The sequence below is a fragment of the Synechococcus sp. A15-62 genome (genome assembly GCF_014280075.1).
GTDB lineage: Bacteria > Cyanobacteriota > Cyanobacteriia > PCC-6307 > Cyanobiaceae > Parasynechococcus.
The window spans coordinates 747332-772630 of record NZ_CP047950.1 but is presented as its reverse complement, the minus strand read 5'-3'; the positions used below and the strand labels follow the sequence as shown (position 1 = coordinate 772630).

Annotated in this window: 26 protein-coding genes and 1 other RNA gene; 13 read left to right on the top strand and 14 right to left on the bottom strand. The window is 51.4% G+C overall.

Translation table 11 applies throughout. The annotated features are described in order from the left end of the window. The first annotated feature begins 23 nt into the window (after positions 1–23). The 3 genes from SynA1562_RS04225 to ftsZ all read left to right on the top strand — a co-directional run bounded on the left by SynA1562_RS04225 (position 24) and on the right by ftsZ (position 2494). Positions 24–434: a hypothetical protein gene (locus tag SynA1562_RS04225; protein WP_186494868.1), complete on the top strand. Its 411-nt coding sequence runs from the start codon at positions 24–26 to the stop codon at positions 432–434. 50 nt (positions 435–484) lie between these two features. Then, positions 485–1267, top strand: coding sequence for a cell division protein FtsQ/DivIB (locus tag SynA1562_RS04220; RefSeq protein ID WP_255445725.1), 783 nt, complete (start codon positions 485–487; stop codon positions 1265–1267). A gap of 117 nt (positions 1268–1384) precedes the next feature. After that, complete coding sequence (ftsZ, locus tag SynA1562_RS04215; protein ID WP_186494866.1) at positions 1385–2494, top strand: cell division protein FtsZ; 1110 nt, start codon at positions 1385–1387, stop codon at positions 2492–2494. Positions 2495–2535: 41 nt separating this feature from the next. On the opposite strand, the gene ffs is transcribed toward ftsZ, so the two are convergent. Next, an RNA gene (gene ffs / locus SynA1562_RS04210) (signal recognition particle sRNA small type) lies at positions 2536–2633 on the bottom strand. Positions 2634–2676: 43 nt separating this feature from the next. Here ffs and panB point away from each other — a divergent pair. Next, positions 2677–3492 (top strand): 3-methyl-2-oxobutanoate hydroxymethyltransferase, encoded by an 816-nt coding sequence (gene panB / locus SynA1562_RS04205; RefSeq protein ID WP_186494865.1) that lies wholly within the window; start codon positions 2677–2679, stop codon positions 3490–3492. 205 nt (positions 3493–3697) lie between these two features. After that, on the top strand, positions 3698–3856 hold the full coding sequence (locus tag SynA1562_RS04200) for a hypothetical protein (RefSeq protein ID WP_186494864.1): 159 nt from the start codon (positions 3698–3700) through the stop codon (positions 3854–3856). Positions 3857–4252: 396 nt separating this feature from the next. On the opposite strand, the gene hemW is transcribed toward SynA1562_RS04200, so the two are convergent. After that, positions 4253–5452 carry a radical SAM family heme chaperone HemW gene (gene hemW / locus SynA1562_RS04195; RefSeq protein ID WP_186494863.1) on the bottom strand — a complete coding sequence of 400 codons (1200 nt, stop codon included), beginning with the start codon at positions 5450–5452 and terminating at the stop codon, positions 4253–4255. Positions 5453–5491: 39 nt separating this feature from the next. Here hemW and SynA1562_RS04190 point away from each other — a divergent pair, with 39 nt between their 5' ends. From SynA1562_RS04190 to cbiB, 5 genes are all read left to right on the top strand, one after another. After that, positions 5492–6649 (top strand): PIN/TRAM domain-containing protein, encoded by a 1158-nt coding sequence (locus tag SynA1562_RS04190; RefSeq protein ID WP_186494862.1) that lies wholly within the window; start codon positions 5492–5494, stop codon positions 6647–6649. A 24-nt stretch (positions 6650–6673) separates the two neighbouring features. After that, positions 6674–7342, top strand: coding sequence for an ATP-dependent Clp protease proteolytic subunit (locus SynA1562_RS04185; RefSeq protein ID WP_041435522.1), 669 nt, complete (start codon positions 6674–6676; stop codon positions 7340–7342). A 53-nt stretch (positions 7343–7395) separates the two neighbouring features. Then, positions 7396–7998, top strand: a complete 603-nt coding sequence (locus SynA1562_RS04180; RefSeq protein ID WP_011363833.1) for an ATP-dependent Clp protease proteolytic subunit — start codon at positions 7396–7398, stop codon at positions 7996–7998. Positions 7999–8060: 62 nt separating this feature from the next. Further along, positions 8061–9056 (top strand): ketol-acid reductoisomerase, encoded by a 996-nt coding sequence (ilvC, locus tag SynA1562_RS04175; RefSeq protein WP_186494861.1) that lies wholly within the window; start codon positions 8061–8063, stop codon positions 9054–9056. Positions 9057–9175: 119 nt separating this feature from the next. Then, positions 9176–10195 carry an adenosylcobinamide-phosphate synthase CbiB gene (gene cbiB / locus SynA1562_RS04170; protein ID WP_186494860.1) on the top strand — a complete coding sequence of 340 codons (1020 nt, stop codon included), beginning with the start codon at positions 9176–9178 and terminating at the stop codon, positions 10193–10195. A gap of 7 nt (positions 10196–10202) precedes the next feature. On the opposite strand, the gene SynA1562_RS04165 is transcribed toward cbiB, so the two are convergent. Both SynA1562_RS04165 and SynA1562_RS04160 read right to left on the bottom strand, forming a co-directional pair. Then, the gene (locus SynA1562_RS04165) at positions 10203–10961 is read right to left on the bottom strand and encodes a sugar transferase (protein ID WP_186494859.1); all 759 of its coding nucleotides are present in this window, start codon (positions 10959–10961) and stop codon (positions 10203–10205) included. A 31-nt stretch (positions 10962–10992) separates the two neighbouring features. Then, the gene (locus tag SynA1562_RS04160) at positions 10993–12222 is read right to left on the bottom strand and encodes a glycosyltransferase (RefSeq protein WP_186494858.1); all 1230 of its coding nucleotides are present in this window, start codon (positions 12220–12222) and stop codon (positions 10993–10995) included. A gap of 65 nt (positions 12223–12287) precedes the next feature. Here SynA1562_RS04160 and SynA1562_RS04155 point away from each other — a divergent pair, with 65 nt between their 5' ends. Both SynA1562_RS04155 and SynA1562_RS04150 read left to right on the top strand, forming a co-directional pair. Then, a complete protein-coding gene (locus tag SynA1562_RS04155; RefSeq protein WP_186495306.1) occupies positions 12288–12557 on the top strand; it encodes a hypothetical protein in 270 nt (89 codons plus the stop codon). A 183-nt stretch (positions 12558–12740) separates the two neighbouring features. Then, positions 12741–13856, top strand: a complete 1116-nt coding sequence (locus tag SynA1562_RS04150; protein ID WP_186494857.1) for a hypothetical protein — start codon at positions 12741–12743, stop codon at positions 13854–13856. An 87-nt stretch (positions 13857–13943) separates the two neighbouring features. Here SynA1562_RS04150 and SynA1562_RS04145 read toward each other — a convergent pair whose 3' ends face one another. From SynA1562_RS04145 to SynA1562_RS04105, 9 genes are all read right to left on the bottom strand, one after another. Further along, entirely contained in the window at positions 13944–15470 is a 1527-nt protein-coding gene (locus tag SynA1562_RS04145; protein WP_186494856.1) for an iron uptake porin, read from the bottom strand. A 229-nt stretch (positions 15471–15699) separates the two neighbouring features. Beyond that, entirely contained in the window at positions 15700–16545 is an 846-nt protein-coding gene (locus SynA1562_RS04140) for an MBL fold metallo-hydrolase (protein WP_186494855.1), read from the bottom strand. Between the two features lie 17 nt (positions 16546–16562). Beyond that, a complete protein-coding gene (locus SynA1562_RS04135; protein WP_186494854.1) occupies positions 16563–17426 on the bottom strand; it encodes a nuclear transport factor 2 family protein in 864 nt (287 codons plus the stop codon). Positions 17427–17458: 32 nt separating this feature from the next. Next, the gene (locus SynA1562_RS04130) at positions 17459–17887 is read right to left on the bottom strand and encodes a hypothetical protein (RefSeq protein ID WP_186494853.1); all 429 of its coding nucleotides are present in this window, start codon (positions 17885–17887) and stop codon (positions 17459–17461) included. A gap of 39 nt (positions 17888–17926) precedes the next feature. Continuing rightward, positions 17927–18364 (bottom strand): VOC family protein, encoded by a 438-nt coding sequence (locus tag SynA1562_RS04125; protein WP_222929804.1) that lies wholly within the window; start codon positions 18362–18364, stop codon positions 17927–17929. Beyond that, positions 18348–18743, bottom strand: coding sequence for a nuclear transport factor 2 family protein (locus SynA1562_RS04120; RefSeq protein ID WP_186494852.1), 396 nt, complete (start codon positions 18741–18743; stop codon positions 18348–18350). The genes SynA1562_RS04125 and SynA1562_RS04120 overlap by 17 nt, the downstream gene beginning before the upstream one ends. A gap of 38 nt (positions 18744–18781) precedes the next feature. Further along, positions 18782–19117 carry a hypothetical protein gene (locus SynA1562_RS04115; RefSeq protein WP_222929803.1) on the bottom strand — a complete coding sequence of 112 codons (336 nt, stop codon included), beginning with the start codon at positions 19115–19117 and terminating at the stop codon, positions 18782–18784. Between the two features lie 180 nt (positions 19118–19297). Beyond that, complete coding sequence (locus tag SynA1562_RS04110; RefSeq protein WP_186494850.1) at positions 19298–21019, bottom strand: thiamine pyrophosphate-binding protein; 1722 nt, start codon at positions 21017–21019, stop codon at positions 19298–19300. 62 nt (positions 21020–21081) lie between these two features. Continuing rightward, a complete protein-coding gene (locus tag SynA1562_RS04105) occupies positions 21082–21939 on the bottom strand; it encodes a type 1 glutamine amidotransferase domain-containing protein (RefSeq protein WP_186494849.1) in 858 nt (285 codons plus the stop codon). A 259-nt stretch (positions 21940–22198) separates the two neighbouring features. On the opposite strand from SynA1562_RS04105, the gene SynA1562_RS04100 reads away from it, so the two are divergent. Continuing rightward, entirely contained in the window at positions 22199–23833 is a 1635-nt protein-coding gene (locus SynA1562_RS04100) for a hypothetical protein (RefSeq protein WP_186494848.1), read from the top strand. 2 nt (positions 23834–23835) lie between these two features. Here the strand turns inward: SynA1562_RS04100 and SynA1562_RS04095 are convergent, their stop codons facing one another. Beyond that, entirely contained in the window at positions 23836–25236 is a 1401-nt protein-coding gene (locus SynA1562_RS04095) for a putative 2OG-Fe(II) oxygenase (RefSeq protein WP_186494847.1), read from the bottom strand. Between the last annotated feature and the right edge of the window lie 63 nt (positions 25237–25299).

Below are 25299 nucleotides of genomic sequence, written 5' to 3'. Positions count from 1 at the left end.
GCGCAGCGTCCTTCGCCTGACCCATGAGCCACGGACTGCTCTGGTTTCCATTGCTACTGGCCTTTGTGCTGCTGGCGTCGCTCGGATGGTTGGAACGCCGGCGCCAAACCCTGTTTCGCGCCTGGGCTGAAGGCTCCGAACTCGCCAAGCTCGACGGTTGTGGTGGTGCGCGTCTGAAAGACGGTGCACTGCACTGGAGCAGCTTCGAAGCAGGCAGCTTTCAGGAACAAGGCTCGTTTGATATCTGCAAACTCGAACTGGTGGAACTGATGTCGCTGGCCTCCGGTGATGCGCCACTCACCGATGAATCCCAGGGGCGTTGTCGGCTGCGCCTCGTTGGCAAGGATCTGCAGATGGATGTGCCCTTCTCTGATGCGGACCGCGCGCGCAGCTGGGGTGAGCAACTGATGGCGCGGGCCCGGTGCGACCTTTGAGTCGGGCATCGACCAAAACCCAATCCTCCCAACGGCCGGTTTCCGCTCAGGTGGCCCGTCGCAGGGAGCTGCGCCGGCAGCGTCGGCAGATTCTTTTGCTCCAGCTCTGGCGCTTGGTGGCCTTGCTGCTCCTCGGTGGAGGATGCACATGGATCCTCTTGCGCCATGGCTGGACGCTGCGAAGCTCCGATGTGGTGGTACTAACCGGCGGCGCTGCCCTCGAGACCAGTCAAGTCATTGAGGCCGCCAAGCTGCGCTTTCCCCAACCGCTGCTGGAGATCAGTCCCAGGGCACTTGAAAACCAGCTGGTCAGGGAGCTGCCCGTGCGAACTGCTCAGGTGGAGCGCCGAATGCTGCCCGCTCGCCTCATCATCAGCCTGAAACCCGAGATTCCCGTTGCCAAGGCGATGCGTCAGGGTCCCGACGGACGGGAGAGGGGACTGCTGAACGCCGACGGGCAATGGATTCCCCTCAGCGAAGCATCACCAGAACCGCTCACCAACATCATGGTTCGAGGTTGGAACGATCGGAAAAGCGGCCAGATCGCCGCATTGCTGCAACAACGGGATCGCTTCGAGGGGCGACTAAAAGCGATCGTGCTTCACCCCGACGGCAGCGTCAGTCTGATCACCACGGGATTGGGCCGAATCGACCTCGGAGGCGAACCAGCCCTTCTGAACACCCAGATCGACACGATCGTCCACCTCAACAATACGTTGCCGAAGCACATGCGCCAGGCCCATCAAAGCAACCTTGATCTCAGCAATCCGGAGCGACCGGAGCTGCAACTGCCATCGCCACCAGCGCCCAAGAAAGTCCAAACCCAACCCTGAAACAAGAGGGTGGAAAATCTGGAGACCACAACCTCAGGGCCTGGTTTGTGATCAGTTGAAGCCGAGACCAGGCTTCAGGGACATAATGCAACGCAACCACACGGTTCTGCCTCGACGATGGAGATGGTGAGCGGCTCAGGGTCTTACACGGCAGCGGGAATCCAGCCCAGCCAGTCCGCCCGCATCGAGGTCATCGGCGTTGGCGGAGGTGGCAGCAATGCCGTCAACCGCATGATCCTCAGTGACCTTGAGGGGGTTGGCTACCGCGTTCTCAACACCGACGCGCAGGCCCTGATCCAATCGCAAGCCCAGCAACGTCTGCAGTTGGGGCAGACCCTGACGCGCGGGCTTGGCGCCGGCGGCAATCCCACAATCGGCCAGAAAGCAGCCGAGGAATCCCGCACTGATCTCCACGAGGCACTGCAGGGCTCCGATCTTGTGTTCATTGCCGCGGGCATGGGCGGTGGAACGGGCACTGGTGCCGCACCAGTGGTCGCCGAAGTCGCCCGTGAAGTCGGTGCTCTCACCGTCGGCATCGTGACCAAGCCGTTCAGCTTCGAGGGCCGTCGTCGCATGCGTCAGGCCGACGAAGGCATCGCTCGTTTGGCAGAACACGTGGACACCCTGATCGTGATCCCCAACGACCGCCTGCGTGATGCCATCGGCGGAGCCCCCCTTCAGGAGGCCTTCCGCAGTGCGGACGACGTCCTGCGCATGGGCGTCAAGGGCATCAGTGACATCATCACCTGCCCTGGACTGGTGAACGTTGACTTTGCGGACGTTCGCTCCGTTATGACTGAAGCTGGCACGGCACTCCTGGGCATTGGCATCGGTTCCGGCCGCTCCAGAGCCGTGGAAGCAGCCCAAGCCGCTATTGCAAGTCCACTGCTGGAAACCGAGCGCATCGATGGTGCGAAGGGCTGTGTGATCAACATCAGCGGCGGTAAGGACATGACCCTGGAGGACATGACCACTGCTTCTGAGGTCATCTACGACGTCGTTGACCCCGAAGCGAACATCATCGTGGGCGCTGTGGTGGATGAAGCCCTCGAAGGCGAAATTCACGTCACAGTGATCGCCACAGGATTCGAAAACAAGCAGCCTTACCGCAGCGAGCGCAGCCGCTCCATGCCATCCATGGTGAACCGTGCGGAACCTGAAGAAAACGGCGCCCGCATTCCTGAATTCCTGCGTCGTCGTCAGCAACAGGACAATGGCGCGGTGTGAGTACCCCGTCAGAACTTTCTATTTGACGGGCTATCTCAATGTGGTGACCCGGAACCCACGCCTGCCCTGAGCATCCCGTGTGGCTGCTCCCTTCCGGTCCTGACCAGATTTGGGCGTCAGAGCCGCATGGGCCCGAATCGGTCGAATGCTAGCAATGAGCCGACCAGGGGTTCCGAAGCTGCATGCGTCCTTCTGATCTGACCCGCTTCAAGCAGAAGGGCCAACCCATCGCCGTGCTCACCGCTTGGGACAGCCTCTCTGCGGCTCTGGCCGAAGCCGCCGGTGCAGATGTGCTGCTGATCGGTGATTCACTGGCGATGGTGGCGCTGGGCCATGCCACAACCCTCCCGGTGAGCCTGGACCAGATGCTCCATCACACCCAGGCGGTGGCCCGGGGATTGACGACCATGCCCGCCGATCAGCCGCTGTTGGTCTGCGACCTGCCCTTTCTCAGCTACCAGTGCGGCGAAGACCGTGCTGTGGCGGCCGCAGGACGTCTGCTGAAGGAGTCCAGCGCTGCGGCGGTGAAGTTGGAGGGAGCGGAACCCGAGGTTGTCGCTGTGATCGACCGTCTGGTGCGCATGGGCATTCCCGTGATGGGGCACCTGGGCCTCACGCCTCAGGCCGTGCATCGTCTGGGGTACCGCCGTCAGGCCACGGACGCCATCAGCCAGGAACGCCTGCTCGAGCAAGCATGCACCCTCGAGCAGAAGGGCTGCTTCTCCTTGGTGCTGGAACATGTTCCAGCCGAGCTGGCGTGCCGGGTGCAGCAGGCCCTGACCATCCCTGTGATCGGCATCGGGGCAGGTGATGGCTGCGACGGCCAAGTGCGCGTGACGGCAGATCTACTGGGGCTCACCGCCAAACAACCTCCCTTCAGCCCAGCACTCGTGGATGGCCGCCGCCTGTTCATCGACGCGTTGAAGGGTTGGGTCAACCAGACCCGGAATCACACTCCTCCCAGCAAAGGGGAGATCACCCAAGCCGATAAAACTTGAATCACAGCCCTAAAAGCGCCACAGGGCTGTGTGTGAAGCGAAGCCTGGAAAGAAATAGCTGGGTTTCGAGAGACGACAACGGTCATCCGTACCTCAGTCGTCTGCTCTCGATTTTTAGGGTCAGCTCGTCTGAATGCAGAGCTGCAACCAGACCGTTGGACGATCTCCGGTTCTGAGGGGTTCCGGAGATTTTTTTTGCTTCCCTATGGATCAAGCTGAGATCAACAACTGGAAATCGATCGCCGAAAGCATGGAAGCCAAGGGCGATACCGAGAGCTGGTTTTACCTTCGTGCCCGGGCAATTGCTGATGGGAAGCCTGATCCCATGCCCAACATCTCAGAGTTACTGGCTGACCCTGCTTGATCTGCTCGACAACAGGGATGGGGTCGGCCATCGAGCCTTGGCTCGACTGTCTCAAGCGTTTAGGGAGACGCGGGCGAGGGAACCCGCGAACATTCCGTCTCCCAAGCGTTTGCAGTGGTGCTAGCGCCTTAGCCATCCTCACAGTCAACTTGAGAAGATCTGGCTAAGCATTAATGCCTAATTAGATGCAACTGATACCGGGCAAGGGCCCATCCGTCAGTGATGATGGATCAGAAGGCAGTGGTGCCTTCAATGCGTCGTTTGGGGGTGGGCTGAGGGGCCTACCTCTTTTTTTTGAGATTTCGGGCGAATTCATTCACACTTCTGACCCAATCAGCCCTAACGATCGCAAGGTCGTTGCACTACGAGCCAAACGCAAGAGCAGCCGCTGATCAATCAGATCGCTTGCTGTGACTGGCTTTGTTCTTCTAAAGTCTCTTCCCACCACAGAATCACCTCGATCAACACCTGATTGCTGAGGGCCATGCCCTCGGGGTCGGTGAGACACCAACGGCCTGCCCGCTGCTGCAGCCATCCACGCTCAACGAACGGTGTCCAACGGCGCACCAGCGCATCAGCATCAAGTCCTTGAAGGGTCACCCCTTCGCGGCGCCGCAGACCCACCAGAAATTGATCATCCAGGGGAAGACCAGCCTCGGCGATTGATTCCACGGGAGGGTGATCCAGCCACGCCGCATAGGCAGCGCGGGTTCGGGGTCGTGCCAAGCGCACCCCCCAGGGTGCGGATGTCGCTCCCATGCCAAATCCCCACCAACCGGCACCACTCCAGTACACCCGGTTGTGACGGGAGGCATGGCCTGGACGGGCGTGGTTGGAAATCTCGTAGCGGCTGAGGCCAGCAGCCGAAAGCCGTTGTGTGGTTCGCTCCATCAAGGCAACGGCAAGGTCGTCCTCCGGCAGCTTCAACAGGCCAAGCGAGCGTTGGCGATCAAACACCGTGCCCGGTTCCACCGAAAGGTCGTAGATCGAGAGATGGGGGGCCTGACTGGCAATGGCCTGATCCAACTGCGTATCCCACCCGGCCAGGGTCTGGCCTGGGAGGTTCTGGATGAGATCGAGACTCCAGGACCGCAGTGCCCCATCGCGCCAGGCCTGAACCAGCCAGTCGATCGCTGCATGGAGGTCGCTCAGGCGGTGCCGACGCCCCAGCTGCTCGAGCACCGCATCATCAAAGCTCTGGCCCCCCAGGCTGACGCGGTTCACGCCATGGGCCAGAACGGAGGCCAACTGCGCGGCATCAAAGGTGGCCGGATCCATCTCAAGGGTGATTTCCGCACCCGGTTGAAGACCAAATTTGTTGGTCAAGGCATCGATCAGTGTTCCGATCTGATCGGGGCACAAAAGTGATGGTGTTCCCCCACCGATGTACACCGTCGATAGGGGCGGACCGCTTGGGGCAGAGGCGATTTCACGATGCAGCAGGTTCAGGTACTCACGGATCGAGCGGCTGCCAGGCCCGTGGTCAGCACGGGCCTGGTCTCCCAGGGGAACCACAGCGAAATCGCAGTAGTAACAGCGCCGATGGCAGAAGGGAATGTGGAGATAGGCGCTGCGGGGCGGGATGGGATAAGGCATGCTTCTGGCATCCGGATCGAGCTGCCACGACCTGAACCCATGGTGGATCCGCTCATCCTGCTTCTGTTTGTGGTTTCCGGTGCAGCTGCTGGCTGGATGGGGATTCACTTGCTGCCCGACGGGCTGGTTAGTGCAACCACCAATGCTGAACAGCTGCGTCTCCAGCTCAGCGGAGCTAGCGGTGGCATTGGCTTAATCGCAGGCCTGGTGTTCAAAAGGCTGCGGGTGCGCCTGATGCAACAGGTGCGCACCATGCCAACCGATCTGCTGGTGAGCCGGGCTGTCGGACTGATCCTGGGGCTGCTGGTGGCCAACCTGCTGCTGCTGCCTGTTCTGCTGCTTCCGTTTTCCGGGGGAATTGTTCTGCTCAAACCCCTTCTGGCGGTGGTGAGCAACGTCTTTTTCGGAATTCTGGGAAGCAACCTGGCGGAAGTTCACGGCCGCACGCTGCTGCGCCTGTTCAATCCCGCCAGCACGGAGGCGCTGCTGGTGGCTGATGGGGTGCTGACCCCCGCCACGGCCAAGATCCTGGACACCAGCGTGATCATCGATGGCCGGATCCGCGGAATGCTCGCCTGCGGATTGCTGGAAGGGCAGGTGATCGTTGCCGAATCGGTGATCGATGAGATGCAACAGCTGTCGGATTCCACCAACATCGAAAAGCGAGCCAAGGGCCGACGTGGCCTGAAGCTTCTGAAAGATCTGCGGGAAACCTACGGGCGGCGGTTGGTGATCAACAGCACCCGATACGACGGCAAGGGAACGGACGACCGACTGCTGCAGTTGGCCTCTGACACCGGCGGCACGCTGGTGACCGCAGACTTCAACCTGGCGCAGGTGGCCCAGGTCAAAGACCTGAAGGTGATGAACCTGAGTGAGCTGGTGATCGCGTTGCGGCCTGAAGTGCAACCCGGAGACGAGCTCAAACTCAAAATCGTGCGTGAGGGCAAGGAGGACAGCCAGGGGGTCGGCTACCTCGATGACGGAACGATGGTTGTGGTCAACGAGGCGAAATCGCTGATCGGCCAACGCAAGCCAGTGGTGGTGACCGGTGCCCTGCAAACCCCAACCGGCCGCATGGTGTTCGCACGCTTGGACGAGAACGATGCATCAACCGACACCAAGCCTTCATCCAAATCGAAAAGTCAGGGAAAACCGGCCAAAACCAGCAACCGCAAGCCCGCTGACCCCGGCTAGGCTCGCCCCACCGCGATGGTGGAGATGACAACTTCGGCCCCGTACTACGGCGACAGCGCCGTGATGCGCACACCACCTCCTGACCTTCCCTCACTCCTGCTGAAGGAGCGAATCGTTTATTTGGGCTTGCCCCTGTTCTCTGACGACGACGCCAAGCGTCAGATGGGCATCGACGTAACTGAGCTGATCATTGCTCAGCTGCTTTATCTGGAATTCGACAACCCAGAGAAGCCGATTTACTTCTACATCAACTCCACTGGAACCAGCTGGTACTCAGGTGAAGCGATCGGCTTCGAGACCGAAGCCTTCGCCATCTGCGACACCCTTCGCTATGTGAAGCCTCCGGTGCACACCATCTGCATCGGCCAGGCAATGGGTACAGCCGCGGTGATCCTCTCGGCAGGTACGAAAGGTCAACGGGCCGCTCTCCCGAACTCTTCCATCGTCCTGCACCAGCCGCGCAGCGGTGCCCGCGGCCAGGCGACGGACATCCAAATCCGTGCCAAAGAAGTGCTGCACAACAAGCAGGCGATGCTTGAAATTCTCTCCACCAACACAGGTCGTTCTGTGGAGGAACTGAGCAAGGACTCCGACCGAATGAGCTACCTGACCCCGCAACAAGCCGTTGAGTACGGACTCATCGACCGCGTGCTCAGCAGCCGCAAGGATCTGCCTGGCAATCCCCCCGTCTGACCGACGGCATCAGACCCAACCCTCCTGCACTTCTTTCTTCAACGTTCTGAACCATGCCGATCGGTACCCCCAGCGTTCCCTACCGCCTGCCCGGCAGCCAGATGGAGCGCTGGGTCGACATCTACACCCGTCTCGGGGTGGAGCGCATCCTCTTCCTCGGCTCTGAAGTGAATGACGGCATCGCCAACAGCCTGGTGGCCCAGATGCTCTATCTGGATTCGGAAGACAGCAGCAAGCCGATCTACCTGTATATCAACTCCCCGGGGGGCTCCGTCACGGCCGGCCTGGCGATCTACGACACCATCCAGTACGTCAAGAGCGAGGTGGTGACCATCTGCGTTGGCCTTGCGGCATCCATGGGCGCATTTCTTCTTGCCGCTGGCACCAAGGGCAAGCGGGTTGCCCTGCCCCACAGCCGGATCATGATCCACCAGCCCCTTGGTGGCACCAGCCGTCGCCAGGCCAGTGACATCGAAATCGAGGCACGGGAGATCCTGCGGATGAAGGAGATGCTCAACCGCTCCCTATCCGACATGAGTGGCCAGAGCTTCGAGAAGATCGAGAAGGACACCGACCGGGACTACTTCCTCAGTGCCGAAGAAGCCAAGGAATACGGCCTGATCGACCGCGTCATCTCCCATCCGAACGAGGCCTGAACCGAATGGGGCAGGCCGCTGCGTAAGCTCGTCCACTGCAGTGTTCCGCAAGCCCGCCCCGGATGGCCCAGCTCTTTTACGACTCCGACGCCGATCTCGGTCTGCTGAACGGCAAGACCGTGGCCATCATTGGTTATGGCTCCCAGGGTCATGCCCACGCTCTGAACCTGAAGGATTCGGGCGTGAACGTGGTGGTGGGCCTCTATGACGGCAGCCGCTCCGCCGAGAAAGCCAAGGCAGACGGTCTTGAAGTGCTGAGCGTGGCTGATGCCTCAGCCAAGGCTGACTGGATCATGGTCTTGCTGCCGGACGAATTCCAGAAGGAGGTCTACGAGAAGGAAATCGCACCTCACCTCAGTGCAGGCAAGGTGCTTAGCTTTGCTCACGGCTTCAACATCCGTTTCGAGCTGATCAAGCCTCCCGCCGATGTGGATGTGGTGATGATCGCCCCCAAGGGCCCTGGCCACACCGTGCGTTGGGAGTACCAGAACGGCCAGGGCGTGCCCGCCTTGTTCGCCATCGAACAGGACGCCTCCGGCAACGCCCGCGGCATGGCCATGGCCTACGCCAAGGGAATCGGCGGCACCCGTGCCGGCATCTTGGAGACCAACTTCAAGGAAGAGACCGAAACCGATCTGTTCGGGGAACAGGCTGTGCTGTGTGGCGGTCTGTCCGAACTGGTAAAGGCTGGTTTCGAGACCCTGGTGGAAGCGGGCTATCAGCCCGAACTGGCTTACTTCGAGTGCCTGCACGAAGTGAAGCTGATTGTGGATCTGATGGTGAAGGGAGGACTGACCTCCATGCGCGATTCGATCTCCAACACCGCTGAGTACGGCGATTACGTCAGCGGCCCCCGTCTGATCACCGCCGACACCAAGGCCGAGATGAAGCGCGTTCTGGCAGACATCCAGGACGGCACCTTCGCTAGGAACTTCGTGGCCGAATGCGAAGCCGGCAAGCCTGAAATGAAGAAGGTGCGCGACCGTGATTCCCAGCACCCGATCGAGAAGGTGGGCAAAGGCCTGCGCTCGATGTTCAGCTGGCTGAAGGACGCCTGATCCAGCGCAAGCCCTGAATAGCAGGTGGCATCAAACACCATCACTCACATCACCCCCCGCTCTGCACCGTTCGGGCAGCAGAGCGGGGATTTTTGTTGGTTTCTGGCCACGCCCCTCCCATGAGCTCAGAAGCGGTGGGAGGCCTGCTGGTGCTTGGGGCAGCACTGCTGGATCAGCTGATCGGTGACCCGCGCCGGTTGCTCCACCCCGTGGTGGTGATGGGGTGGAGCATTAAGCAGTTGCGCCATTGGGCCGAACCATGGGCGGGGGACCATCCGATCAAGCTGCGGATCGGGGGAGGCTTGATCAGCCTGATCCTGGTGCTTGGCAGCGTCCTGACGGGCTGGTGTCTGGAGCGGCTGCTGTGGCTTCCCTCCCCATGGGGATGGCTCAGTATTCCGGTACTGACCCTGAGCCTTGCCAGCGCCCTGGCGGCTCGAAGCCTCAGAGACAGCGTGCTCGCGGTGCTGAATGCGCTGCCATCAGCGGCGGAGGTGGATCTCGAGCCAGCCCGCCGGAACTTGAGCTGGATCGTCGGACGAGACGTTCAAAACTTGAATCGAGAGGGACTGCTAAGGGCAGCAGCCGAAACAGCCTCAGAAAATGCTGTGGATGGTGTGTTCGCACCGCTGTTCTGGATGGGGATCGGTGCGCTGCTTTGGATGGTCATGCCCACTGGGCCTGGTCCGCTGGCGCTGGCCTGGGGCTTCAAGGCCAGCAGCACGCTGGATTCCATGCTCGGGTACCGCAGCGGTCGGCTGCGCTGGTTGGGGACAGCGGGCGCACGCCTCGATGATCTGCTCACCTGGCTGCCCTGCCGTCTGGTCATGCTGACGCTGCCTCTGGTCTGCCCTCCCTGGAGGCACTGGGCACAACGGGTGCGAGCTGCAGAACGGGATGGATCTGCAGATCCATCACCCAATGCAGGACGTTCAGAAGCGATCTACGCCCACTGCATCGGAATCCAACTCGGCGGAGAAAACCGTTACGGAGAGCGCCTGGTTCAGAAACCGCTGCTGGGGGCAGGCCAAGCCAACCCCAACGTGACCCTCGTCAAAAGTGTTCTGAAGGCATCCAGCCGGCTAGAGGTTGTTTGGCTCAGTGCTCTTGTGATCATCCAATGGGCGATCAGCCGCTGAACACGACTCAGTAAGCACCGCGATCCATCGGCAAAAGCAACACACCAAAGGTGCGCAGGATGATCGCGAAGTCGAGGCCGAAGGAACGACCGCGGGCGTAGGCCAGGTCTAGCTTGACGCGCTTCTTGTAGCTCAAGTTGTTCCTGCCACTCACCTGCCAGAGCCCGGTCAACCCAGGACGAACTGAGGCAACTTCGTCCATGTAGGGGCCATAACGAACAAGCTCCTTATCAACAATCGGGCGCGGCCCCACAACGCTCATTTCCCCACGCAAAACGTTCAGGAACTGCGGCAGCTCATCGAGGCTGGAACGGCGAAGGAAACGACCGAAGGGGGTGATCCTTGGATCACGCTTCAGCTTGAAGTCACGCTCGAACTCAGCGCGCAACGAGGAATCTGCCTCCAGAACACGCGCAAGAACGGCATCCGCATCCGCCCGCATGGTGCGGAACTTGATGCAGCCAAAACGCTGGTAGCTCCGGCCCACCCGTCGCTGGACGTAAAACACAGGCCCTGGCGAACTGAGCTTCACCAAACCCGCCAAAAGCAGCAACACCGGTGAACCGATGCTGAGTACGGCCAGAGAAAACAAAATGTCGCCGGTGCGCTTGAAGACGCGGCCCCAACGGTTCTGATGGCGGATCAGCGTGCCGGTCGAGAGAACCGAGGGCGGCGCTGAGATCAGGGCAAGATGAGGCTTGTACTTGCCGCGGCGAGGCGCACGCCCTGCGGTCTGAATCAAGGAAGGCCGGGAGGCCGAGGTCAAAGGCTCAACCTGGGACTCACCACACTCAACGTCACCAGCGGAGCCCTGGCATCTCCGCAGGGTCACTCGCTGCAACGGCACAGCCCCGTTGATGGGCGCTCCAGGCTGTTCGCAGAGCGGATTCAAAGCGCGTCGCGAAGGCTTCCGGCCGAAAGCGCTCAGCCCAGGCACGAATGGCTTCCGCATCCAGAGAGCGCCAAAGTCGATCTTGCTCAAACCACTCCACGGCCTCAACCAACGACTGCACGGTTTGTTCCGGAAACAACACCCCAGTGGGCTCAGGAATCCCGGCAGCTGCACAACGAACCGTGTCCAACAGACCACCCCGGCCCAAACCGATCACCGGCGCTCCGGACGCCATCGCTTCCACCGGAGCGATGCCGAAGTCTTCAAGACCGGCATACACAAAGGCCCGACAACGGGCCATGAGCTCTTCCACCTGCTGCTGGGACTGACGGCCGAGCAAGGTGACCGTTGGACCTGCCAAAGCCTCCAATCGCGCCCGCTCTGGACCATCCCCAACCACAAGAAGAGGTAGACCCAAGCGGTTGAAGGCTTCCACCACCAGATTCACCCGCTTGTAAGGAACCAAACGGCACAGGCAGAGGTAGACGTCGTCTCGATCAGCGTTCCAGCGAAAGCGTTCCACCTCCACGGGGGGATGGATCACGCTGGCCTCGCGCCCCCAGTACTTGCGGATTCGACGCGCCGTGAAACGGGAGTTGGCAATGAGATGATCCACCCGCTTTGCACTGAGTTGGTCCCATTGCCGCAAAGCATGCAACTGCCAGCGAATCAAAGGGCCCAGACCACGCCGAGCCAGCGAAGAACGCTGCAAATAAGCGTGCATCTGGTCCCAGGCGTAACGCACGGGGGTGTGCACGTAGCTGACATGCAATTGCTCTGGAGAAGTGAGCACACCCTTGGCCACAAGATGACTGCTGCTGATCACCAACTCAAATGAACCGAGATCGATCTGTTCAATTGCAAAGGGCAACAGCGGCAGATACTGCTGAACGTGGCTGCTTCCCCATGGGAGGTTCTGAATCGGACTGGTGAAAACGGATCGGCCATGCAACCAACTACCTGACCGCCGGGATTCAGCATCGATCAGAGCGGCGAGCTGAGGCTCACAACCAAGACGCTGAAGAAGAGCATCAACCTCTTGAACAACCTGTTCAGCTCCGCCGACTGAGCGGGGCGAAAACCATTCATGAACAAGAGCGATGCGTTGCGGTAAGTGGTCCGAAGACGGCGGCATCCAGCTTGTGTGGAGCGAACGATACAAAGTCTCTCAGCTCATTGCAGGAGCAGGCCAGGATCACGATGCTGGTGCACATGTCAAGCACGAACCTCACGATCAACATCCTCCTGGAGGAGGCGTTGAACGAACCGGACATCGGCACAACGAGCCGATTCCGTTGGCATGCCACGGCAGTAGGCATCGCCGCACTGTGGATTGACAATGCACCCCCGTCGATACCTCCCTTTGAGGATGCGCTCAAAGAGGGGCTCAATGTGGGGCTCGACCTCAGCCGAGAGGAACGGGAGTTCCATCAAGTGGAACAGGGACTGGTGCTGTTGTTCCATTCATAAGAAAGAAACAGATGTAAAAGAGAAGGGAAACGGGTCAAACAATCGCTGCTGACACTCCCCATCAACTTGGCTAGCTTGCGTGGAGAGACACCTAAATGGCTTGGGAAGCTTCATCTCAGAGAGCCAACCCAAGTGATTTAGCAAAGGTTCTTAATAGACTCCTTAACATTTTCTGGCGTCAAAGTGATTCATCTCGATCCAGATTTCAAAACCCTGAGTACGTGTCAGCGTGACATTGCTTTGCGGTGTCTTTATAGCCTTACGCAGCATGCAAACGAACAACGCACCTCAGGCCTGACGCAAATTCATCTTGTGCATGCCATCGGAACAGCCTTATTGGGCTTGGATCTGGATGTAAAAGAAGCAGCAGTTGATCACAATTCCCTAGATGGTCTACGAGAAGAGTTCAAAGACGTCAGCGAACCCATTCGCCACAGGCTGTTTCAACTGTTCACACTTGCCGAGCTAATTCTTGACCCATTGCCTTTAAAAGCAACAGAAACCCTAGAACATGCCGCAGATGCACTGGGTGTTGAGGACGAATTTATTGAAATTGCGCGCGAATACAGTCAAGGTGCTTACGGGATAGCAGCTTCAGACCTGGCACGCAAGGGATACATGGGCAATCCAGATTTAGTGAAGCAGGGCGGAAAACTGATGCATGTGCACAAACCATTGACCGATCCTTTTGAGCTTGATGAGGATGATCCAGAATTATTAAATCAGTGGTTAGCGCTTGAGCATTGCCCGAAAGGATCATTAGGTCGAAACATTTGGGAGTACTACCAAGGCCGTGGATTCGTTTTCACAGGGCAACAAGGGAGTGTCAACCCATCAATTGCCCAACACGATTGGATTCACTTACTTTGTGATTACAACACCACTATTGAGGGAGAACTGGAAGTGTTCTCCTTCATTGGCTCAGCAATCCCTGATATCAAAGGATTTTCCTTCCTGGTTGCCATTGTGAGTTTGTTCGAAACAGGCCGACTTGAGTCCTGGGGTGGAGGAGTTCTAAATGTAGATAAAGGACACCTTGAGATACCTGGAATGCCAGAAAGAGTGGCTGATGCAATACGTCGAGGGAGAATATGTAATCGAGATGTGATGTATGGGGTCGATTACTTTGAATATAAAAACATACAGATTGCCGATGTGAGATCAGAACTTAGAATTGTAAGCAAAGACCAAGAAATTAACTCCCCTGGCGTATGGCACCCTGACGGAATCACAAGTTATCAAAGAGAGCACGGCAACAAAAGGTATCAACCTCCTCTCAATACAAAAGAATTTAGATAACCAAAAATAAAAAAGCATTATTGAATATCAATAATGCTTAAAAGGGTACAAGGAAACGAAGGAAGTCTCTATAGAAATATCTGTTGATCAAAAATAGAAGTTTGTCTTGAGCATAAAAGCGAGAGTTCGGAAGGTATCCTTGCCAGTAATTGCTTTAGTTTGCTCACCATAAGGCCTAGAAAGCCAAAGAAGCGTAGGTGTAACGGAGATATTGTCGGTTACAGAAAAACGATAATATGTCTCGACAAAAAAGCCACCATCGCGGGGCGTACCATTCTTGACGTCAGTCACAAAAGTGGGCTGACCAAAAGATATACCAAAATCTTGACCATCAGAAATCAAATCTTTCCACATGAAAGCTGAGTACCATGAAGCTGATGATAGGCGACCATAATCATCATCTTCAAAATGGTTCATACCAGCACCAAGATTGAATGTTGGAAGATATTTATTATTAATATTGAAATCATAGAAACCAGAAACGGCCCAGGAGTGCATTGGATTATTTAGGTTCTGCGTAAAATAGGGAGTACCCATTCCTGGATATACCCCAGCCTGAGTATAGTTATACGCAAGGGTAAAGTTCCACTCATCATCGAAGAAAGATGCCTGAAAAGTAGATGTGGCCTTCGAAGATTCAGTGCCCAAACCACCGGTGGTAGGAGAACTAGATTGACCAGAACCTGCAACATAGATAGCTGCGGCACTAAACTTTGTATCATTTAATTTGGCATTATAAGTAATACCAGCACCCGGACCGGTATTTAAATTATAGACTCCAGGATTCCCAGCATACCAAGGTATACCGAAAAGAGGTATTTCTGAAGGATAACGAACAGGCCATGTTGCAAGAAGTTCATCCTGGCGGACACGAGGACCAATGGTAAAACGGAAAGAGTCACCTAAAGGAAAGTTGTACCACAACCGAGAAATAGAGACTTCATTATCATTTCCGCCTAAGGGCGCAATCCATGAATAATAGGACAAAGGAGTAGCTGTACCCAATCCAAAACTGCTGCTATTCATATTTCCAGCTTCAAGACGTGTTTTCAAAAGATCCTTGCCTGTAAAACTTGTATTCAAGTCGAGACGAAGATCGTAAACAAAATGTAAACCATCTGTCGGCCCAGCACCATAATTAGGAAGCTGAGAATTTCTCTTTCCTGAACTTACATTATGAGCACCAGAACCAAGGTATTTTGTTCCTCCAAATAAAAATGCAGCTGTACCGGAAAGTTTAGTAGTTGTTGAAAATTGGGTAGCTTCAAGCTCACCAACTCGAGCCTCTAAACCATCAACACGACCCTTCAAGGTAGATAACTCTACTTCAAATTCCTTCAGAAGACGACGCAATTCATCTGTTAATTCAGAAACTCTATCGAGACAAGCATTCAAGAGGGCCGCCGCCTCGTAGCGAGTAATTGCACGAGAAGAACGAAATATTCCATTGGGGTAGCCAGCAACACATCCATACTGTTCAACCAAATTGGACAATGCCTGATATGCCCAGTCGGAAGGCAATACATCAGAGAATTGTGATACTGAGGAAATTTGATCTTGCTGGACGTAAGAACTTATAGAGGGAGAAATATCTAAGGTTCGATCCTCTGCCATGGCAGCAGGTGGTAACAACAGAAGCGAACAAAGGATAGGCAGTTTGTACATAATAGAGAATTAGTTGAAAAAATTATAATGCAACAAGAGCAGTACAAAGCCTAAAGTCAGGAAAGGAGCATTAAATAAAGTCAAATTTAAAATAAATAAATACTACAAGAAGTATGCGATACAAAAAAGCAGCACCTCAAAGCGATGATTCAATGCTATGAAAGAAATTAGTTATGAATCAGGAATTTGAGTCGGGAGGACCATAAACAAAAAAGTCAGATATGTCTATCATTTCAGAAACTTTATGATCGGGAAATCGTGTGTTGACAAAATCTCGATAATCCACACGTGATTTTTTCGGGTCAGTAATAATATCTCGAACACATTTAAGGTAATCAACAGAGAATCCTATTAGCTCAAACCCAGCATTAGGACCGTGTCCAGCGTAAACATAGTTAAAAGAGGAAGCTTCAAGTGATGATAGAAAATCTATCCAGTTGGTGACACATAGAGAACCCGATTCGTCACGTTGTCCGACATAGTGGTGTACTCCATTATAGACTAAATCACCAGCCATAAATATTTTATGTTGATCAAAAATCAAATAGAGACCTTCGAGGAATTCAACATTAGAAATAAGTTTCCACGAAAACCTAACTCCATCAATAGTTTCATCAAAAGTCTCAACAGAGTTATTCGGCACAATCACTTCAGGAGGCAAGTCAGCATCATCGCCACCAAGAGAAGATCTTTTAAAATCAAGGTATTGGGATCCTAAATTTTTTATTTCATCAATAGTCTTCGGGGTAGAAAAGCTTTCAAAATCTTTAAATCGATAAAGACCAAACCAATGATCCGGATGAGCATGAGTAATAAATACTTTTTTGATAGGCTTCTGGAGTTGATCAGCATATTCCCTTATATTTTTAGCAACAGAATCAAGGAGAGGTAAATCAAGAATAATTAAACAATTACTTGTTTCGATAATATAGCTATTAACGCCCTCACCACCATCAATATGAGGAGATTCAAATCGGTGAATAACAAGAAAAGGATCAACGAAACGTTGTGTTGAAACAGACATGACTTAGAAAAAAAGGGTCAAAGTGAAAACTGAAAATCAAAATATAAAGAAGACTGACTGCACAATTTATTAGAATCGACAGAAGCCAAAATTACCCAGGGATTTTGACTGGAGAAGCCCCCAGAACCATGAATAGCAATACGATTTTCAGACTTAGTAATAGAGTGAATTGAAGAACTTGAACTAAACTTGTTTAACTTTTTAATGCGATCTGGGTAAACTAATTTAAGTTCATCAAGAGTCCAGACACCAGCGATCTTGTCCCTATCTTGCAAACCAGGAATATAAAAAGTGAGATTCTCAGCAAAGAGAGAAGAAGCGGTCTCACCGGAAAAAATGGCCTTAACCAAAGAAGTAGAAATATCCTCCAAATACGCATCATCCAGGACAGATGAGTCAGATGGTGGAGCAATTTTTGGGGATATTGGGATAAGAGATGAAGGTGAAGATGTAAAGGCTTGATAAGCTGAACTTGTATCATGGATATTAACTAACGAAGATATTTTGTTATCTGAGTTGAAAGACATGATATGAAGTACAGGAACACGGTAATAGATGCCAGTTTGATAAACAAAAAAAGACTCATCATTGAAAGAATAAGAAACCGAAGCAGATTCAACAATGTCAGTTTCGGTAAGATTTAAGAGCCTAAACGCGGAACCAAAAGTAGAAAATAATGTTTTGACATTTTCTTTACCCTCCCACCTACCAGCAAAAGGAAGGGTAGAACGATCACCTGAAATCTCAAAAAACACATCATCAGCAAGAGTATCTAAAGTACCCTCAAAATCACCCGTGGCAGCTGATTTGTAGTATGAAGCTTGAGTTTGCTGATTATTGGAATCAAGCTTGACATCATTAAACACAGGAAAAGCAGACATGATAAAAAGAAAAGGTTGTTAGATGTACAAATTCAATTCAGAGCAGATTGAACATCGTATACAACAGTTACAATTTCAAACCTACCTTGTTTAACAATAAATGTATCAACCCCGTTCCTGACATTGAAAGAAGAATTGAAAATCTCCCAGCTAATCATCACAACACCGTCGGATTCATGGGGGGAATCGATGTGAGCACCAAAAGGAACTTTAAACTCTGAAATATCTTGGAATAAGTCAAAAAATTCTTTGCACCATTTAGCGACACCTTCAGCACCAAGAAAAGTACCTTGAGCATGACCACTCTTGGGATTGTTGATAAAAATGCAAGATGGACTAAAATCTTTTATGAACTCATCGATATCTCGAGCAGCCAAAGATTTATTATGATGGTTCCAGAGTTGCTCAACGGTTCTAGATTTGAATTGAGCTTCTTCTTGTGGTGATGAATAAACTGACATGAAATAGATAGTGAGGTGTTTTAATTAAAAAGAACGATCTCAATATTCATCCACGAAGCCTTGACTAACTTCAATAATTCGACCATCAGGGTCTTTCAACCAAGCTGTTCTCCACCCTGGGATAAAGGCATCGAAGTCTAGTGGTCCAAGTGTGATGTCCAAAGGACTAATCTGTGAGAGTTTTTTGTCAACGTCATCAACCTTAAAAGCTAAATGCCTAAATGCCGGATATGTTGGACCATCATTGATGGGATCAGGCAACGGATTCTCGCTATCTGCGGCGAATAATTCTAGATAAAAACTTGAATCAGCCATTTTGATAAATATAATTTGAGAACCATCAGGTAATGTAGCGACGCGAGCACGACGAAAACCAAAATTTCTGACGTACCAATCCTCTGTAACTTTCTGGTCTCTACAAGTGAGAGCTAATTGGGAAATAATTTGAAGCATATTATCCTCAAGCAACTGAACCATCAGGATACTGAGTCATACCAGCGAAATGGATCTGTATCCGACCCTCTTCATTAAGAACCCAGCTGTCGGCAAAGCGCATTTTTGCTTCACCACCTGGAGTTTGCATCGTTATAGCCTCAACGATCATAAGTGTCGTTGGATTTTCTGTTTCACCCCAGAATGCGATTTCAGTATCAAGGCCTTGAATACCAAGAATTCCCTGAAAATGGATCTCAAGTTCTTTACTACCACGGAAATATTTAGGTGATTTTTCAAAACTTGAAATCAACAATGCATCGTCTGCATACTGAGCAAGAAGACCATCAATATCCTTTTTAAGAATCAAGCTGATGTGCTCTCGGTAAAGATTACCAAGCTTGGTTTGAGGGACATTTTTCATGGCAAAAATACAAACTAAGTGAAAAAATAAGTGACTGATTAAAGTTTACAAGAGCCAGGCTCGTATGTCATATAGTTAACAATGTATTTAGAAACGACAGGTTGACCTACAGAATTTCGCATTACTTCCCAAGTTTGATCAGCATCCATCATCAAACGGGTACTACGGGCATCAGGTGCATTCCAGATACTTGCGTGCCAATTAACAACAACATGAACCTCAGCAGCCTGGTCAGATTGACTGGTTATGTCTGCAATCTTTAGGGTATGTTGTTCGTCAAAAAATATATCAATAACCTTGTTGTACCAGGTAGAGTATCCTTCAAAGCCAGTTACTGTAGCCTCTGGAAAAACAAGCTGAACGTCCTCAGTCAAAAGAGGCCTAAAACTATCGAGGGGAGCATGAACATCCAGATAACGATACCAATTCGATGCAAAGGACCAAATTTCGGGATGAGTGAACATTTTGAAAACCAGAATGAGTGTTTGAAAGTAAAATTGGATAAACTTATCCGGAAGGGAAATAATTAAGAAGCAATAATGAAATATGCATGGTTATTGGCCGCACTTAACTCCAATTAAGTCGGGTCTAATGGTGCCATCAAGTACAAGATTGATAAGATACGGCCCATCATGAGACAACATTCTTGTAATTGCATCTTTAACTTGATCAGGTCGAACAACTTGCTCTCCTGCAACACCAAAGCTATTTGCAATTTCGTTGAAGCAGATTTCAGGCTTGGATAGATCAAAAGGAATGGGGAACTCCCTACCTTCAATGCCTCTCTCCTTCCAGAATTGGCTAATGTTTGCCTGCAGAAGTTTGTACGATCTGTTTTGACAGACCACAAATTTTGCTGCAACGTTGTGACGTGCTGCTGTCCACAGGCACTGGATGGTGTACATGCTTCCTCCATCACCAGAGAAGCCAACAACGCATCGATCAGGATGAGCAATCTTGGCACCAATGGCTCCGGGGAATCCAGTACCCAATGACCCACCTCGTGTCAACATTCGTTCACCGGGTGCACGCCCTGGCAGGTATTTGTTGACAGGTGGTGAATTGGTCAATGCCTCGTCAAAAATAATTCTATTTTCGGGAATCATTTCAGAGAGCGTTTTGATGAAATACCCCGACCGCATTGATAACTTTTTGCCGTCATATTCTCCACTTGCATGTTTCGGTACAACTTCATAATTGATATCGACGTCATTATTGACCACAGGTGACTCGCTTTCCAGCTTTTTTCTTCTCTCCTGAGCGGCATTGTGCCAACTCTGTGGCAACTGCTTTACTAGGGGTATCAATCCCTCGATCACTGTATGTGGATGGGCAACGTAGGAGATGTCGACCCGATGATTTTTGGCGATATTATTGACATCGGTATCCACATGAATGACCGTTGCCTTCGGGTCAAAGATATCACCTAGATGGGGAAATACTTCTGGTAGTAAGTAGGCTCCGAGAGTGATACAGAAATCACAACCTCTCATGATCGGAAGACTTGCATCTCCGAACATGTGTCCTGTACTTCCGTAGTTAAGTAGGTGATCATCGGGAAAGTTAATCTCACCACCGTCGGCTGAATAGACTTTTGCCCCCATGGTTTCCGCCAACTCAACCACCCGGTCGACCCCGCCGGTCCAAGCAACTCCATCGCCTACCAGGATGATTGGGTTGCTGGCCTGCTCAATCGCTGAGGCCAACTTCTCCAGATCATCACCCCGTGGCGTCGTCGCCAAGCTTGGTACATGGGCGGGGAAGATTTCTTCCGTGACCTCAGCATCCAGAATGTCTTCAGGTAGACAGAGATAAACAGGGCCACAGGGAGGAGTTGAGGCGATTTTGATAGCTCGTCTCACCATCCGCAGCAAGCTTGACGGATGTTGAACCATGGCAGACCATTTGGTTACTGGCTCTGCCATGGCGACAAGATCAGCTGCCATCTGTGCATCCATGGCCTGATACTTGATTCCCGCATCTCCGCCGATGACAACCAGTGGAGCCTGTCCTCGCATCGCTTGATAAAGATTACCGATTGCATTGCCGAGTCCCGGTGAACTGTGGATCTGTACCAATGCTGGCTTCAACCGTGCCCTCGCGTAGCCGTCTGCACACAGCACTGCAATTGATTCTTGAAGGGTAAGGATGTACTTCATCTCTGGCACATCTGCCAAAGCATCCAGAAAACCCTGTTCCACAGTCCCTGGGTTCCCGAACATATGGTCCAGGTCGTTGGCAAGAAACTGCCTCAGGATCGCCTCATGTCCTTTCATAATTTCTCGAGATGTGAGTAAAGAACGAGGCGCCTACTAAGGCGCCCTTTTAGTTGTTTGCTTTACCAGCCGTAGCGGCGAAGACCGTCTTCCAGCACCTTCCGCACCAGGTCTCCAACCAACGCGGAGTCCTGTGTGGAACGACCCGTAAGGAAGGGGTAATCCAAAATCGTTGAAAGATTCTTCCCGACACCACCGTGATATTTGCCATGAGGGCCAGTGGCATCACGAAGGATATATTCCAATGGGTAGAACGGAGGCCCGAAGTTAGCCGTAGTGTTCATCGGTTCACCATCAAAGCCGTACATTTGTGCAAAGCCAGTGTTTTCTTTGTAGTCGTACTCCCTGGCGTGTCCAGTGACATGCTTGCCCCAAATAATGCTCTTTCTATCAGTCCAGTCCCTGGCAAATGCCAGACACGTGACGCAATAGCACTCAGCTGCAATCAGCTTGTCACGATCAACATATCCAAGAATTAGGTTATGCAGCCTTTCGTTGTTAACCATGTCTGCCATAGGTCCGCTACCTCCAGGGAGCAGCAGCGCATCGTATGGATCAACGAATTCTTTCCAGAATTCCTCTCTTCTTTCATGAAATGCTGCTAGTTCTAATCCAAAATTTAGTCCGTTGAAATAAGGCATCAACGAAATCTTCTCAGACAAATTAATTGGATTATCGAGAAGATTTGATTCATGTACCTCGGTTGTCCGCTTCGCATAGTGTGCGTCGGTAACAACCTTGTTTAGCGGTGGATCAAGATATCCTTCTTCCATGCTAGGGGGCAACGCCGGCGGCTTCCTGCCAAACGAAGTCATGAAATCAAGCTGATAACCAGCTTTCGTCAGCACATCAAGGGGGCCAATCAGCTCTTCGCCCCAGTAGCCCCACTCAGACAGGACGACCAGAATTCTTTTTGCCATAGCCAATGGTAGATAAGGTCAGAGTGTTGCTTTCACTCAAATCAACGATAGTCACAAGCTTTCCATTTGGCATCATTAAAGCCAAAGATGCTTTCACGCTTCGTGACCCCATTGTGTTGACTCGCTGACCAGTACTTTGATTCTTTAGGCTTTTATTATCCCTGGTTCACTCAAGGTCGCTTCATTCCTCAATGATTGCGTTATGTCCTGCTTCTGGCTATCAGTGGTTTGAGCCTTCACACCAGTCTCGATGTTTTTGTTGCCACGCTTCACTCAACAACATATTGACTCTGAGACGATTGAATCAGTCAGCCTGCTTGGCACAATCCATCGACGTCGTTGGCGATGGAATCCGTTTGAAACAGCTCTTGATATGGTCAGGGTGTCGGAAACCACCTGGCGTATTTGTCATGCTGTCGATGGTCCACAACTTCCAGATGTTAATGGCCTTTATAGTCTCCGTCTTGTAATCAATCATTCTCCTAAACGCCAACTCAAAACATCATTATCCAAGAAGCAGTCTGGGGTTTTCGATCTGATCGAAACTCGTGATGGGAGATCAACCTACAACATCAATTTTCGCGTTGATGTCTCTCAGCTCATCGTCTTTGAGTTTGACTCTGAGTCAATGCAGTTAACTTGTAAGCCCAATGCTGGGCATAATACTTTTCACCATGTTGATTCATTTGATTCCTTCCAATTGAATGGTTTTCCATGGGATAGTCTCAATATGTTTGACAAATTTGACCCTCGTCTCAAAGGACGTGAGTTTGTCAAGCAGTCTGATCAGCTATGGACTATCGATGTCCCCTTATTGAAGACTGGTGGTATCGATTTTCGTGCTGATGGTATTTATCAGTTTCTGATCTCTGCCAACCACGATGAAGATTATGGTTTTTCTGCCTTAAATGATGGCAAATCGTCGCTTGTTCAAGGGACTGGTTTTGGTAGCAGTCACGGTTCTTCCATGCATTCAGGTTGCACGATTCAGGTATTTGAAGACGGCGAGTATCGTTTTAATCTTCACGATCCGACCTCAAATTCACCTCACTTCAGCGTAATTCCATCTCCCGCCAATCCCTCACTTAAAACGCCGGATGTTTTGAACGACCGAATTTCTTTTCAACTTCTTGGGAGTATCTTTGAAGCCAACCAGTTTGATCCAACGGATCCTGAACGCTTGATGAAGCCAATTGCAAACTCTGACAAGTTTTCACTCAAAACGTCTGTTAAGTCTGGCTTTCATGTCGTAAATGTTGGGATCAGTTCTGAGCTCTTTCTTGACACGATGGGGCTAGGCTGTTGGATTGATATCAATGACGGCATACCTTCCTCTTCACTCGAATGTGTGACTTGGCATGGGAAGCCGCATGAATTAAATATCTGCTTCAAGCTTGATGTTAATAGTGACCTCGAATTTGTCTTTGACCCTGAGACAGATCGGCTCTCGATTCGTGTGGTTGCCGGACCTGGTCAACTTCTTCCTGTTTCCTCTCTTGATTCGATGTCTCTTGTCGGATCGTTTGACGATACAGAAACTCTCGAAGCTTGGAATCCAGAGTCAGCTTTGAACTTGATGAATCCTCTTCAACCCGGCTGTTTTGATCGTGTCGTTCCCTTAACTGCTGGAAAAACTTACAACTATAAATACGTCGCCAATCGCTCACCCTGGGCACTTGTTTATGCTGATTATGAACTCGACTGTTATGGATTTGATTTCAGTGGTAGTAACCCTGATGCGGCAGATCCTTCAAGACGCTCTCTCAAGCGCTTTGGACAGCTGACATCTCACGGCAATCCTCCTGCCCTGGAGTTCACACCGACTCACACAGGTAACTATCGTTTCTTTGTAGATGCCGTGCATGGTGGATATTCCGTACGACCATATAGCTGAACTTATGTCCAATTAAAAGCGATACAGATTCGCTCTTCGTTGCTATTAATTGGTACCGTTTCATGGGCTAGATAGCTCGGGAATATTACCGCCATACCTTCTTTCGGGGTGACCATTTTCATATTATTTGAAGGGAACACTAGGTTCCCTTCTTTTTTTTCCTCGTTAGCGCTCTCTTTTGGAAGTTGTATGTAGACGACTCCACTCACAATGGATTCTGGATGGATATGACGTTTTTGATGTCCCCCTTTCTTCAACACCACACTCCAGCCACTCAATTCTTTATTTCCCTTTTTTTGATTTCTAATTTTTTGCAGAAGTGGTTTGTTTTTGATGTAGTCAAGTGAGGCTTCCTTGAGACGCCTACATAAATCCTGAATGGCGGTTGATTGACTACCATTCAATATTTCATGGCTTTGTAGTCCATGCCGTGTTGGTTTGCCAGCTCGATTCCAAATCAAGCTTTCTGCATTCTTCACGTTATCGACAAGTTCAGCCAAAAACTTTTCTTTTTCCGAGACGGAATAGAGTTCAACTATTCTGATCTGTATTTCTGCGTCAAAAGCCTGAATACTTCCTAGTTTTTGCTGATTTTCTTTTGGTAACTCATTAACTGCAGCCCAAAACTGAATTGGCTCTATTACCTCTTTATTTTTTCTAAGCTTTTTTTCAGCTTCAACCCAATATTTTTTCTCGATATCTTGATAGATCTCTGTCAATCCGTTGCTTTCATTTTGGATTAACTTCTCGATTTGCTCTTGTGCCTCTGGTGCATTTGGAACGATTTGCTTACACCGTTCGAAACATCTTAATGCCCTTTTTGTTTCGCCTATGTTTGCCAAAAAAAGACCATAGTTAAAGTGACTTAAAAATGCATTCTCAAATTTGCCTACAAGTTGCTTGTGTATTTTCTCCGCCTTGTTGTAATTCCCAAGCTCACTTTCCGTAATAGCTAGTTGTGTGGCAATACTGGGATCCTCTGGGTTGAGTTGTATTACTCTCTCTAGTAATTTTTGGGAATCTACTAGTCTTCCACTTTTGATGAATGCCTCAGAAAGCATGCACTGGATCTCACTATTTCCAGGATGCTGTGGGGATAGTACGCTGAGGTTCTGGATTGCTATTTTCTGGTCGCCAATATCCAAAGCACTTTGAGTGACCATATACAAAATTTGTGGATGGATCTTTTCTATTTGAACATTTATTTGAAGCTCTTTGAATGCACTAATTGTCTCAGCGTGTCTTCCTTGCATATGTAGAAGTCTGATAAGGTTCATACACCCTTCAATAGCGGTTTCATTCTCTTTTATTGCCTGCCGAAAAAATTTTTCTGCTTCAATATGGTTACCTGCCATGGCAGCCTCAACACCCTTTCTATTGTTGGAGATATTGCTTGCTGTCATGGTCTTGTTACAAAAAAGAGGGCATGATAAACATGCCCTCTTAATTTAACGATTGAAGTCAGC

Bases quoted from the DNA above. Each gene is read 5' to 3' on its own strand.
- SynA1562_RS04145 (WP_186494856.1), bottom strand. From the start codon at position 15,470: ATGGCAGAGGATCGAACCTTAGATATTTCTCCCTCTATAAGTTCTTAC.
- SynA1562_RS04190 (WP_186494862.1), top strand. From the start codon at position 5,492: ATGGTGGATCCGCTCATCCTGCTTCTGTTTGTGGTTTCCGGTGCAGCT.
- panB (WP_186494865.1), top strand. From the start codon at position 2,677: ATGCGTCCTTCTGATCTGACCCGCTTCAAGCAGAAGGGCCAACCCATC.
- SynA1562_RS04125 (WP_222929804.1), bottom strand. From the start codon at position 18,364: ATGGTTCAGTTGCTTGAGGATAATATGCTTCAAATTATTTCCCAATTA.
- SynA1562_RS04160 (WP_186494858.1), bottom strand. From the start codon at position 12,222: ATGCCGCCGTCTTCGGACCACTTACCGCAACGCATCGCTCTTGTTCAT.
- ftsZ (WP_186494866.1), top strand. From the start codon at position 1,385: ATGGAGATGGTGAGCGGCTCAGGGTCTTACACGGCAGCGGGAATCCAG.
- cbiB (WP_186494860.1), top strand. From the start codon at position 9,176: ATGAGCTCAGAAGCGGTGGGAGGCCTGCTGGTGCTTGGGGCAGCACTG.
- SynA1562_RS04095 (WP_186494847.1), bottom strand. From the start codon at position 25,236: ATGACAGCAAGCAATATCTCCAACAATAGAAAGGGTGTTGAGGCTGCC.
- SynA1562_RS04200 (WP_186494864.1), top strand. From the start codon at position 3,698: ATGGATCAAGCTGAGATCAACAACTGGAAATCGATCGCCGAAAGCATG.
- hemW (WP_186494863.1), bottom strand. From the start codon at position 5,452: ATGCCTTATCCCATCCCGCCCCGCAGCGCCTATCTCCACATTCCCTTC.
- SynA1562_RS04140 (WP_186494855.1), bottom strand. From the start codon at position 16,545: ATGTCTGTTTCAACACAACGTTTCGTTGATCCTTTTCTTGTTATTCAC.
- SynA1562_RS04110 (WP_186494850.1), bottom strand. From the start codon at position 21,019: ATGAAAGGACATGAGGCGATCCTGAGGCAGTTTCTTGCCAACGACCTG.
- SynA1562_RS04105 (WP_186494849.1), bottom strand. From the start codon at position 21,939: ATGGCAAAAAGAATTCTGGTCGTCCTGTCTGAGTGGGGCTACTGGGGC.
- SynA1562_RS04185 (WP_041435522.1), top strand. From the start codon at position 6,674: ATGACAACTTCGGCCCCGTACTACGGCGACAGCGCCGTGATGCGCACA.
- ilvC (WP_186494861.1), top strand. From the start codon at position 8,061: ATGGCCCAGCTCTTTTACGACTCCGACGCCGATCTCGGTCTGCTGAAC.
- SynA1562_RS04130 (WP_186494853.1), bottom strand. From the start codon at position 17,887: ATGTCAGTTTATTCATCACCACAAGAAGAAGCTCAATTCAAATCTAGA.
- SynA1562_RS04180 (WP_011363833.1), top strand. From the start codon at position 7,396: ATGCCGATCGGTACCCCCAGCGTTCCCTACCGCCTGCCCGGCAGCCAG.
- SynA1562_RS04120 (WP_186494852.1), bottom strand. From the start codon at position 18,743: ATGAAAAATGTCCCTCAAACCAAGCTTGGTAATCTTTACCGAGAGCAC.
- SynA1562_RS04135 (WP_186494854.1), bottom strand. From the start codon at position 17,426: ATGTCTGCTTTTCCTGTGTTTAATGATGTCAAGCTTGATTCCAATAAT.
- SynA1562_RS04225 (WP_186494868.1), top strand. From the start codon at position 24: ATGAGCCACGGACTGCTCTGGTTTCCATTGCTACTGGCCTTTGTGCTG.
- SynA1562_RS04155 (WP_186495306.1), top strand. From the start codon at position 12,288: ATGCTGGTGCACATGTCAAGCACGAACCTCACGATCAACATCCTCCTG.